This window comes from Caproicibacter sp. (assembly GCF_046707225.1).
Lineage (GTDB): Bacteria > Bacillota > Clostridia > Oscillospirales > Acutalibacteraceae > Caproicibacter.
Genome location: NZ_JBJKOP010000019.1, coordinates 1 through 11,338, shown reverse-complemented (window position 1 = coordinate 11,338; position 11,338 = coordinate 1). Strand labels below are relative to the sequence as shown.

Below are 11,338 nucleotides of genomic sequence, written 5' to 3'. Positions count from 1 at the left end.
GCTATATTCAATATCTGTAAAAGTTTGTTGCTTTTTCATTTCCCCGCACCACCTGTGTCTTGATAGTTCTATTTTACCAGAGTTCTTCTCTCTTCGGTAGAGGGCGGATTAAATCAGAGGTTCCTTAACAATGGCGATGGTTGCCGCACCCGATTTTTTAGCCTGACGCAGAGCCTTAATGGTATCATTAGAAGAGCCGGAAAAGGAAAAAGCAATTCCTACGTCTTGCGGTCCCAGATGCCCGGCGGAAATCTGTTGGAGGTAGCTGTCACAATTTAGACGGCACGCAAGGCCCAGGTAAGTTAGCTTGTTCAAAAGATCGCTCGCCGGAGTAAAGGAGTTTTCCACACAGTAAATATCAATCAGGCTCGCGTTTACAAGCAGATGAACCGCTTTTTTTAGCTCGTCGGCAGAGACGGATTTCAAAGTATCGTCAAGCAGGCTTTTTGTAACCTGTACGGCCTTCAAAGGAATACTGGCAATCGAATCCCAAGGCTGCAAATCAAATCCCGCCAGAGCATCGAATGTCTTTTCCGAATCGCCACTGTGCTTTTTTTCAAGGGATACCGAGCGTTTCAGTTCACGATAGCCTTTAAAACCAAGCGCACGGGCGAACCGGATGACAGTTGGCTGGCTGACGTCCGCACTTTTCGACAGTTCCATAATGGATAAGAGGGTAAAGCCATCAAAATTCTTTAGTGCAAAATCGGCGACCTTTTGTTCTGAAGGGCGCAGGGAAGCATAGATGCTTCTGATCCGGTCGATGATTGCTACAGGGCGGTTCATAAGCGGTTCCTTCCTTTTCAGTTTCCCGATCTTTTTAATATCCGTTAATAATATGGTCTGCGATCGGTTTGTAACGGAAGAATTTTCTCCCTTTTCAGGCGGAAGCTGTTTCTTACCATATTATCCTTCAGTATATAAAAGACGGACCGACGGAACAAGGGCGGAAGGAGCTTCTGCGAAATTTTAATATGGATTTTACATGGAACCGGGTCATTAAGTGTGAGCTGGAACCTCGGTAAAAAGTCGACACCAAAAAGCTTTTTGCAGTTATGGGTTTAGCCGTTCAAAAAGAGGCCGTTTTGACATTTTATGCGGAAAATCCCGGCGAAGAGAAGGGAGCGGAGGAGCTGAAGACTCCATCAGGCAGATCGGCGCCTTGCCCGGCATACCGTACCGCTTCTATTGCGGGCCAAATAACCTGACGCTGAATTCAGGCAAGTTCTGCTATTTGGGAACCAGCATCAAAATGTACTATGGCGGCGGCTGCCACAAGCTTTGGAACACAGGGGCGGAACGCCGGAGCACCAAAGACGTGGATGTCTTAGCGGACAGCGATGAATAGGAAATCTTTTCGCCGATCAGGATCGAAATGGAAGCTTCTTTGGGAAAAGCCCGACGCTGACAATCAACAGCATCAAGCCGATCAAACGTCCTTTGCAGGTCACGCTGAAAGGAGCCGACGCGCTCACCTTCATAAAAAGGTTAAATTCTAAAGCAAAAAGCCGGGGCAACTTTTTCGGTTCCTCCGGCTTTTCCCTATTGGAAGGCTGCCTTTACGGCGGCCCTGACTTTGATTTGCCTGGATTCGGGCCTTGATCAGGTTATTCTGACGTAATCCATCATAACCGGCTTCTGTCCGGGTAATGTGCAGTAAACTGCCGTCATTTGTCCGGATTTCCCAATCGCTTTTATCGTGAAGAAGTACGTGTTGTCCTTGCGCCTCAACCGGCTTGCAAAGGCGGTCCCGTTTCCGACCGCGAAGCTGGGCGCGGCCGTTCCGGTTACCGTAAAGGCGAAGGTATAGGTCCTGCCGTTCTGCACGCTGACCGGGTGCGAGGTATCCGATTTTACCGGATACGGGTGGGTCGCGGCCTGCGGCAGCAGGATGTAATCGGAGCAGTGGATAATAGAGAAGGTGACATAGCCGTTTCCGTCCACGATGTACCTGCTCTGCGGCATCTGCTCCAGCTGATTCGTCGTGCGGTTCAAATAATACAGGAACACGGTTGAACCGGGAGCGCAGTTTGCCTGATCGCCTACATAGACCCGCATCTGCGCGGCGCTCGGAAGCAATCCGTTGTCGGCAAATCTCAGCAAAAGGCCGGCGGCTTTCTGACCGGCAGTGTTTTTCGCGGCAGCCGCGCTTGCGGAAGCATCCGCTGTGACGGGGGAAACGCTTAATGCCAGATCAATTCCCGCGACGGTGGAAACGGAGTTTTTTAGCCCGGTTCCGAAGAATGTCCAGGAATACGCTTCCCTGCCGGTTTCTTCATTGGTTACCGTAAGGGTCACATTTTTCCGCGCGTCTTTGGCGGCCTGCAGGACCGCCGGTTCCACGCGGACAGAGACCCGGGCATTCGCGTTGGTGTTGCCCGTAACCGCGGAGGGAACCCGGATCGTCAGATGGACGGTCTGCACCGCATCATTCCGGATCTGCTCCGTGAGGGCGCCGGTCGGGGCGGTGATTCTTACTTCCGCCGGTTTTGCGGCTGTCGCCGCAGCGAGAATGGAGGCGACGTTCGCCGGGACAGTGACGCTGACGGAGGAATGATCCCCCGTCACCACCGGCTCGCTGTCCGGCCGGGTGGAGACGGTCGTTGTGGTTCTGCCGTCCGCACCCACGGCTGTCGTAATCGTGCTTTTGCCTGTGGCTCCCGCGGGAGCGGACAGCCCAGAGGAGGAACTGCCGCCCGAACCTGATTTTTTGCTTTTTGCCGCAGATACCTCGACCCGGATCACCGGGGCGCCGACTCCGTCCGCAAGCGCGTAGCCGCTTGGAAGGACTGCAGTGAAGAGATAGGTTCCGGCGGCTGTCGGCGTATAGGACGGACCGGCGCTCCAAGTGATGCCGTTGATGGCGGACGCGCTTCCGCCCACCGTCGCATTCAGGGAATCCGGCAAATTCAGGGCGGAGAGAGGGGTGCCGTTTGCGACACGCTGCGATTTTACGGAAGCGTCCAACTCGTCGAACGATGAGACGATCAAAGAAGGCTGGGTCAGGGAAAGGTCGATGCTGCCTGCGTTGTCGGGAACCGTATCCAGCTTTGGGTTGGTCAGGTCGCCGGTCGTGTCATTAGCCAATGCCCAGGCCGTCCCGCCCAGCAGCTTTTGCAGAGGGTCGGACGAGTTCCGGAGGGCCGTGATGACCGGCGCAAGCACGCCGGGCGTCTCGTCTCCCGCGTAATGCTTCGCCATGCAGGCAGCAAGGAATTGAGCCAGCGTCATGCCGCTTCCCGGAATCTGCTGGTTGGCCAGCGCCTTTGCGGCGTCATCCGTAAGAGAGGGGCCGACGGCCTTGAGCATGCCCGGAACCAGGCCTATGATGCCGGTCAGCAGGTAATTTTTTTCATAATCGGAGAAATTGCTGTACTGGCCAAGGTTAAGCCCGGCCACACTGTCGATGTGATCACTGGTATAGGTCACATTCTCGCCGTCGAGCGTCACATAGCGGATCGGGCACGGATCGGTGACCAGCGAGCCGGTCTCCATGTCGTACAGCATATTGCCCGCGGGGGACGAGACTGCAGCGACATCCTGCGAATGGAAATGACCGGTGAACACAAGGTGCATGCCCGCGTCGGCCAGTTCCTGAGAAACCTGCCGGTAATCGTTCAGCAGATATTCCGGGAAAAACTGCGGCTGCACCGCGGTGTGGGGAACAAGGCCGTGGTGTTCCATGCCGATGGGAATGCGGCCGTCGTCCTTGGCCTTCCGAATCTGATCCATGATCCACGGGAGTCTGTTGTTGGAATCATAGGCGTTGCCGGTCAGAGAACCCCCCGTCTGCTGCTCTCTCTTGCCGGGGGCGGTCTCATTGTTATAGATGGCCGAATCCATCACGATCAGGCGGTACCGGCTGCCGAGGTCGACGGCGTAGGAGAGGGAATCGGGATCCTGTGCCACCGCCAGATCGTAGCCGAAATCCGCGTAGATGCTTTTAAAGGCGGCCCGGTCGATCGTGTCCACCGGCGTCGTCGTACCGTCGGCGTTATACCGGACCGCATCCGCATTGGAAAGGTCGTGATTGCCGTCGATGACAATCACCTGTTTGCCGGTCGCGTCTTCCAGTGCTTTGAGTTTTTGTGCCATCCGTTCGTGGTCCTGTTTCTCGCCGTCCTTGGTCAGGTCTCCGGAAATCAGGACATAGTCCGCGTCGCTTGCCTTGATGCGGCTCAGGGCCTCGTCCAGAATCTTCTCGCTTTCCACAATCATTTTTCGGTCGTTTGCAAGATATTCCTCAAAGGCTTTTCCCGTCGTGCCGAGGCTGTCGTCGTAAACGTGGGTGTCGGAAATAATCGCCAGCTTCAGGTGATGGGAGATGCTGACTGTCGCGTTGACCGTTGCTGTCACGGCCGCTGTCACGCCGGCCCCGCTGTAATTGTTGACCAGCACGTCGTCCGCGTCGCCGATCTTAACGGCGTGCGGCCCGTCCGGCAGCGCGGGTAGGATGGCTGTGCCGTCCGCGCCCGTCGTCGCGTGGAGGACGGTTCCGCCGTCCACCTGATAATCCACCGCCGTGTCCGCGACCGGGGCGGCGCCTTTTTTCACTGTCACCTTCGCGTCGTAGGGCTTGGGGATATAGCCGCCGCTGCAGGTGATGCGTCCGGAGGTGATCGGAACGCTGACCGAGCCCTTGCTGGTCAGGTAATCCTCCAGGACGGTGTCCAGCGCCCCGCCTTCCCCGACGGACGGCAGACCGGCCAGCATGGTGTAGTTGTCGCCGCCCGCCAGCTCGTAGTCGTTGGAGGCCAGCACCAACCTGGTGGCCTTGTCGTTCCGGTTCAGCGCCGCGCCGCTGTCAAGGGTGACGGAGGTCACGCGGGACCCCTTGGGCTGCCGGGGATCGTAGGTGAATTTGAACCCTGAAATCTGCGGGAACGCTCCGGCGGCGCCGCTGATCCGCCCGGTTGATGCGTCCTGCCCCGTCACGCCGCCGACGCCGTTCTCCAACGCCGAATACAGGATGTCGGGAGTCACTTCCTTGAACGCGAGCGTGTTGCCGAACGGAAGGACATTCAGCACGCTGCCTACCGTTACGCTGCCCGCCTTGATGACGGCGCGCACGCCGCCGCCATTCTGCAGCGCGACTACCGGCAGATTCTTATACGCGTCCGCCGTGATCAACCGCTGTGCTTTCCAACGCATGGAATCCGCCACCAGGGAACCGAGGTTCGTCTCCGCGAGGCGCGCCTCGTTGATTCCATTGATCGTGCCGCCCCAGAGCGTCGTTTTGGTCAAACCCACGATCGGCGCAAGCAGAGCTTTCTGGGAATCGAGAATCTCATTTGCCATTTTGGTGACGGCGGCGTCGGGGGTGTATGCTGTGCCGGCGGCCGCCGCCGAAATCAGTTCGGTTGAAACCTTGTCGACGGCTTTCTTTTCGTTGCTCCAGCTGAGTTCCACCTTGCCGACGTTGGCGCTCGAACTGCCGGTCTGGACGATCGGGACGGCCTTGCCGTCTTTTCCTTTTACATCTTCAATCTGCTCCAGTTGGTGGCTGTGCCCGTCGATCAGCAGGTCGAGGCCCTGAATTTCCGGAACGATGGCCTTTGCCGTGACCACGCTGGAGGGATCGTCCCCGAGGTGCATGGCGCCGACGACGATATCGCATTTTTCCGTGTTCCTCAGATTGTCGATCTGATTCTGGATGACCGGTACGATATCGTTCACGTCGTTTGCACCGAAGCTGATCCCCGCCGTGCCGGCGGGATTTGTCTTGAACGCGGTTTCCGGTGTTGTGATGCCGAACACGCCGATTTTCAGACCCTCGGCGTACTCGACCGAATAGGCGCCGTTGTCGGTTTTGGCGCCGCCGCAGTACTGGATCCCCTGCAGGAACGGTTTGCCGCTTTTCAGGACGTTCGCGGCCAGCATCGGGAATTCCGCGGCCTGTGCGTTTGTCAACGTCAGGTCCTGCCCATAGTCGAATTCATGGTTGCCGACAGCCATGCCGTCGTAAGCGGCCGCGTTCATCAGCCGGATGACGTCCCTGCCCTTCGTAAGAGTCGCAAAGGAACTGCCTTGGGTCGCGTCGCCCGCGTCAATGAGCAGCGAACCTGGGACGCTCTTTTTCATGGCTGCCACCAGGTCGGAACCGGCGCTCCTGCTCTGTGCCGTTGCCAGAGCGCCGTGCATGTCGTTCGTATGGAAAATGGTGATTTTGCGGTCGTCCGTGTTCCGGTCGTTTCCGACTCTCATCAGGGATACCGTGCCGCTGACTTCATTCCCCACCAGCAGCATCGGGTAGCCGACGGGGCTGTCCGCCGCCGGAACAAAGTCGATCCCCTCTGGGGAATCGTCGCCCGCGATATCCAAGCTGAAATTTCTCTGGTTCAGATAATCCACGGCTGTCGGATTGGCCGGGTCGGTGATATCGTAGGCCATCACGCCCCCGATGCGTTCCAGCCCGATAAAGGCGTAAGACGTGCCGTTTACCGTGCCGACGGTGATGCCCTCAGGTTCCGGGCCCTTCTTGTTGCTGCGGCTGTCGAGCTCCGTGTCGTCGTTGGAACAGTTGAAATGCCCCGGATCCAGTTCAGCCGTGATGGCTTCAAACTGTGCGTGCGTGTCGTACACCTGCCTCAGCGTGCCGGAGTCCCCCATGGAACCGGCATCCCAGACGGAGAACGAGCGCCCGCCGAACAGGTAATGGCAGCCGTCTTCAAAATTGCCGTCGTAGCCCTCGTAACCGTCGCCGTTGTTCCTGGCATCGGACTCGCTGGAGTCCGTCGCCAAGCAGGTAAGCTTTTTGTAGTCGCTTTTATTCTTGTACGCATATTTGTATTCGTTGCAATAATAATTCGCGCCGCTGCCCCATTCGCGGCTGTCTCCCTCGTTGGCGGTCAGCAGATAGGTTTTTCCTTTCTCCTGAACCACCGCGATTCCATCCGGCATGTAAATGCCGCGCAGGGTCGACTCCGTTTCCAGATACGCCGAATCCTTGATTGCGTCCGGGTCGGCACTTTTCAGCACATCCACGGGTACCTTGCCGTAATCCTGAAAGCCGAGGCCCTTGACCGTGTCAAAGGTGTCGGTCGTCAGATCCAGCTCGGCAATCGCGTTGGCTTCCTGCAGGGTGACATAGGCTTTATTGCCCGCGACCGCAATGTACTCCGGCTCCAGGTCTTCGGAAGGTTTTGCGCCGTGCTTCAGAATCACGCCGTCCGCAATCAGCTGATTCCGCGCCGAATCGGAATCAAAAACCGTAAAATCCACGGTCTTTTCGGCAGCCTCCGTCAGGCCGCGGGAAAGATCCACGACTGTGACGGATCCTTTTGGGTCGACCGTGCCGCTGCCGTAACCATTGCGGGGTTCGCCCTCATCCGCAGTCAGTGCATAGTTGCCCCCCGGCGAGAAACAGACCATGTCCGGCTGTACGCCCGTGCGGAAAGATTTTACAAAGTTTCCGCCGTAATCCAGCAGAACGACCGCACCCGGCTTGGTGTAGTCCGCGTCCTGAACCGAAACGGCGACCAGGTTGCGGTTCGTGTCAATGGCAACGGAGGTCAGGTCCCCGTAACTGAAATCCGCCTGCGTGTTCCGGATGCCGGCCGCGATTGTGCCGGCGTCGGAGAAGTCGATGTTTTTCTCAATGGAAAGGCCGTTGGTTCGATCCCCTCCGGCCGGAGGATCGCCGCCCGCCAGACGGTTCATGTCCACGATCGCGAGCTTCTTGTCCTTTCCGTCCAGAACGTAATAGCGGCGGTTGTCCGGGTTATACTTGACGATTTCCGCGCAGCCCCCGTCCGGGTCCTTTTCGGAGCTGATCTGCAGACTGCCGAGGTCCGACAGCAGGCTGCCGGACGAACGGATCGGCGAGCCGGAATCAAAGTTGGAATCGTAGCCCGAGAAGCTGTTTTCAGCGGCGAGTGCCTGCATTGGCAAGCAGGAGATCGAAACGGCCCCCGCCAGAAGCAGCGCCAGCGCACGCCTGTTTATGGCTGATTGCAATCGCATGTAATTCCCTCCTATTATAAATTCACCAAAGAATAAGCATAATTTATTCTAAAGAATGAAGATTAAGAGGGAATTAAATTGGCGTTAATATTGAAGGATTATGAATGGCGGAACTTCCATCCCGCGAGGCCGGCGGAACCTTATCCCTTGATCCCGCCGGTCTGCAATCCTTTCACAAAATATCGTTGAAAGCAGATAAAGATGATCAGTACCGGAATTAAGCTTGCAACGGACATGACGAAAACATAGCCCCACTGCGTGAACTGATGTTCGCCGAAAGTGCGTTTCGCGTTGTCGTTTATGACAGTCAGCGCCCAGGGATACTCTTCCCAGGCGGTGAGAAAATTGAAAATGCTTACGGACGCGATCGCCGGACCCGACAGCGGTACGGCAATCGCCCGGAAAACGGTAAATACGTTGCCGCCGTCCATATAGACGGCTTCGTCGAAATCGCGCGAATCCCCTCGATGAATCCCTTGATCATAAAGGTGGAAAACGGAATCACCCACGCGACATAGAAGGGGATCAGTCCCCATAATTCGTTTGTAATATGGAGAAAAGTCGCCAGTTCAAACTGCGGAACGATCAGCGCCGTACCGGGAATAATCATGGTTGCGACCACCAGGCCGAACAACATCCTTCTCCCTGGGAACCGAAAACGGGCAATGCAGAAAGCCAGAGCCGTCGATATGGCGGCGGCCAACACGACTGTCAGCAGCGAAACGACCAAGCTGTTTATAAAATTGATATAGAACTTTTGCTGTTGAAAAATATAAATATAATTCTTGATTGTGATATTGCTTTTATCGGGAAAGAAATGAGGCGGATATTCATAGAGCGCCCCATTTGGCTTGAGGGACGTACTGAGCATATAGATCATCGGCAGCACGGAGACAAGCCCGCCCAAAGATAAAGCAAAGTACATCAATAATTCGGAGTATCTGATTCTTTTCATAGGCACGCGTCAATCTCCTTCGTCCCTGTTTTTCATTGCCCTGAACTGCAGCACCGCGAGGAAGACAAGCACAACTGCGACAATAAAGGAAAGAGCGGCGGCATAGCTGAACCGTCCCTAGTTGAAAGCCTTGTAATACATCCATGTTAAAACGGTTTCCGTTTGGTGCATCGGCTTGCCGTCCGTAATCATTTTAATGGAAGTGAAAACGTTAAACCCGCCTATGGTCATCATCACCAGAGCGAACAGGGTCGTGCTTTTGATGCTTGGAAGCGTAATGTAGAAAAATTTATGCACGGCGCCGCATCCGTCGATCGATGCGGACTCGTAAAGGGCTTTCGGCACGTTTTGCAGAGCCGCCAGAAAAACAACCATATTCCACCCGACGCCCTTCCAAATTCCGAGAAGCATGGCGACGGTAAGCCCGCCCCAGCGGCTGTCAAGCCAGGCTACATTTCCTCCTGTCGCGCGGATCACTTGCGACAGAAAGTAATTCAACATCCCTTCCGTATTGAAAATGTATTTAAACACAAGGGATACGATTACCCGCGAGGCGATAACGGGGAGATAATAAATTACCCGAAAGCCAACCTGAAAGCGGGGAAGTCCGTTGATCAGGACGGCAGCCAGAAGGCCGATCGCCATTTGAGCCGGTACCGTAACCAAGGTGTACAGTAATGTGTTTTCAAAGGAAACCCAGAATGTCCGGTCGGATAAGACCGTTTGATAGCTCTGAAAGCCGACAAAGGCATCTGCCGGAGAGGAGCCGTAGCCGCTTTGGAAAAAGCTCATGAAAAGCGGTTTCCCGATCGGATAAATGGTAAACACCGCGAACATGAAAATTCCGGGCAGTAAAAGCAAAAAGATCTGCAATCTGTTTTTCAGCGATCCGGGAAAATCTGGTAATAAATCTGTTGTTCACACCACTCGGGCGGATGGGGTCCGTCACTCACATTGGGGTATAGATATTCGAAATAATTTTCATCATCGCATTGGAATTCGGCGGTTTTTTTCGGGGGCTTCGTTCCTTCTCCAGCAAACCAAAAAACAGGACTTCAAATCTTTTCTTGCGGCCTGAAAGCGAAAGACAAGTTTTTTTGAATGAACCGGATAGACATCACTTTCCACAGGCCGATGTGCCAGAGCCGCTTTATTCACCGTCCTGCCCCCTTCGATTCCTTTTTGTGGATTCCCGTTCAATAATTTTTGTGGAAATCAAAATCTGCCTGCTGCTCATATCTTTGTCTTTGATCTTCCGTATTAATACGGAGGCCGCCTGTTCGCCCAGCCCGAACGTATCGATATCCACCGTCGTGATAGAAGGCTCCGAAAGCTCGGTTACCGGAGTGTTGTCAAAGCTGATAATCCGAACGCTTCGGGAACCGGGATTCCGTGTTGCCGTGCCGTGCGGAGAGCACCCACCGCCAGGCAATAGTCGCTGCAGATCGCCGCGTCCGGGGGCTGCTCGGCTTGAAACATCCGCGACATGACGTCCAAGCCGCTTTCCACATCGGAATTGCAATGGCAGATCCGCTCTTTCAGGACGGGCAGCTCCAGCTCATTCAGCGCGCGGCTGTACCGGTAATGCGGTCCTGATTAAAAATTTTACTGCTGCCGCTCGACAAAAAAGCAATGTTTCGGTAGCCCTTTTCCACCAAGTGATGAACCGAAGAGCTCCGCCCTGAACGTTATTGATATCCACCCAGCTGTTTTCAGCGTCAAGCGTCCTTGGGTCGCCTAAGACGACATAAGGAAATTGAATTTTATTCAATTTCTCAATCAAGGTGCGGTTAATCAGGGAATTCGGCAAGATAATGCCGTCAACTTTTTTCCGAATACCAATTTGTCTGCCGAAGTTATATTCCCCTTCTGCATGCGCCCGTTGGTTATCATCAGGTCAAAGTTATTTTCATGCGCGATTGTTTCAATGCCAAACACACTGTTGTTAAAAAATTGTTGGAAAAAGAACGGGCTTCGATTACGTCAATAACCAAAGCGATCGCGGACGTGCTGCCGTTTGCAAAGCTTCGCGCCGTATCGTTAGGGACATAGCCCAGCGTTTTCATGACTTTTAAAACCCGATCCCGCGTTTCCTCTGAAATGACACCCTTGTTGTTAATAATGCGGGAGACGGTTGACGAAGAGACACCAGCAGCTTTCGCCACATCGCGAATTGTAGCCGACATATTTCCTCCTGTGCAACCGGTGTACTTGAATATCACCGATATGCTTTTAAAATTCCTGTTAAAAATTAACAATAATCTATATAACTTTGCGGTTGTTTACAAATTTATTATTAAGGAACCTCTGATTTAATCCGCCCTCTACCGAAGAGAGAAGAACTCTGGTAAAATAGAACTATCAAGACACAGGTGGTGCGGGGAAATGAAAAAGCAACAAACTTTTACAGATATTGAATAT

The 11,338-nt window shown here is 54.6% G+C and carries 8 protein-coding genes and 1 pseudogene; 1 reads left to right on the top strand and 8 read right to left on the bottom strand.

Features of this window, described 5'->3' with window-relative positions; all coding sequences use genetic code 11:
* Window positions 1-108: 108 nt before the first annotated feature.
* Window positions 109-786 carry a MurR/RpiR family transcriptional regulator gene (locus ACLQ3M_RS03010; RefSeq protein WP_411676229.1) on the bottom strand — a complete coding sequence of 226 codons (678 nt, stop codon included), beginning with the start codon at window positions 784-786 and terminating at the stop codon, window positions 109-111.
* Window positions 787-1,162: 376 nt separating this feature from the next.
* On the opposite strand from ACLQ3M_RS03010, the gene ACLQ3M_RS03005 reads away from it, so the two are divergent.
* Entirely contained in the window at window positions 1,163-1,348 is a 186-nt protein-coding gene (locus tag ACLQ3M_RS03005) for a hypothetical protein (protein ID WP_411676228.1), read from the top strand.
* 254 nt (window positions 1,349-1,602) lie between these two features.
* On the opposite strand, the gene ACLQ3M_RS03000 is transcribed toward ACLQ3M_RS03005, so the two are convergent.
* The 7 genes and pseudogenes from ACLQ3M_RS03000 to ACLQ3M_RS02970 all read right to left on the bottom strand — a co-directional run bounded on the left by ACLQ3M_RS03000 (window position 1,603) and on the right by ACLQ3M_RS02970 (window position 11,103).
* The gene (locus tag ACLQ3M_RS03000; protein ID WP_411676227.1) at window positions 1,603-7,962 is read right to left on the bottom strand and encodes a choice-of-anchor I family protein; all 6,360 of its coding nucleotides are present in this window, start codon (window positions 7,960-7,962) and stop codon (window positions 1,603-1,605) included.
* A gap of 140 nt (window positions 7,963-8,102) precedes the next feature.
* Window positions 8,103-8,393 (bottom strand): ABC transporter permease subunit, encoded by a 291-nt coding sequence (locus tag ACLQ3M_RS02995; RefSeq protein WP_411676226.1) that lies wholly within the window; start codon window positions 8,391-8,393, stop codon window positions 8,103-8,105.
* Window positions 8,318-8,917: a carbohydrate ABC transporter permease gene (locus ACLQ3M_RS02990; protein WP_411676225.1), complete on the bottom strand. Its 600-nt coding sequence runs from the start codon at window positions 8,915-8,917 to the stop codon at window positions 8,318-8,320. The genes ACLQ3M_RS02995 and ACLQ3M_RS02990 overlap by 76 nt, the downstream gene beginning before the upstream one ends.
* A 117-nt stretch (window positions 8,918-9,034) precedes the next feature.
* The gene (locus tag ACLQ3M_RS02985; protein WP_411676224.1) at window positions 9,035-9,778 is read right to left on the bottom strand and encodes a carbohydrate ABC transporter permease; all 744 of its coding nucleotides are present in this window, start codon (window positions 9,776-9,778) and stop codon (window positions 9,035-9,037) included.
* 123 nt (window positions 9,779-9,901) lie between these two features.
* Entirely contained in the window at window positions 9,902-10,045 is a 144-nt protein-coding gene (locus ACLQ3M_RS02980; protein ID WP_411676230.1) for a hypothetical protein, read from the bottom strand.
* A gap of 22 nt (window positions 10,046-10,067) precedes the next feature.
* A pseudogene (locus ACLQ3M_RS02975) lies at window positions 10,068-10,447 on the bottom strand (substrate-binding domain-containing protein).
* 362 nt (window positions 10,448-10,809) lie between these two features.
* Window positions 10,810-11,103 (bottom strand): LacI family DNA-binding transcriptional regulator, encoded by a 294-nt coding sequence (locus tag ACLQ3M_RS02970; protein WP_411676223.1) that lies wholly within the window; start codon window positions 11,101-11,103, stop codon window positions 10,810-10,812.
* Between the last annotated feature and the right edge of the window lie 235 nt (window positions 11,104-11,338).

What these genes read in the sequence shown, in the direction of transcription:
- ACLQ3M_RS03000 (WP_411676227.1), bottom strand. Translation starts at nt 7,962, where the DNA reads ATGCGATTGCAATCAGCCATAAACAGGCGTGCGCTGGCGCTGCTTCTG.
- ACLQ3M_RS02990 (WP_411676225.1), bottom strand. Translation starts at nt 8,917, where the DNA reads ATGAAAAGAATCAGATACTCCGAATTATTGATGTACTTTGCTTTATCT.
- ACLQ3M_RS03010 (WP_411676229.1), bottom strand. Translation starts at nt 786, where the DNA reads ATGAACCGCCCTGTAGCAATCATCGACCGGATCAGAAGCATCTATGCT.
- ACLQ3M_RS02970 (WP_411676223.1), bottom strand. Translation starts at nt 11,103, where the DNA reads ATGTCGGCTACAATTCGCGATGTGGCGAAAGCTGCTGGTGTCTCTTCG.
- ACLQ3M_RS02995 (WP_411676226.1), bottom strand. Translation starts at nt 8,393, where the DNA reads ATGGACGGCGGCAACGTATTTACCGTTTTCCGGGCGATTGCCGTACCG.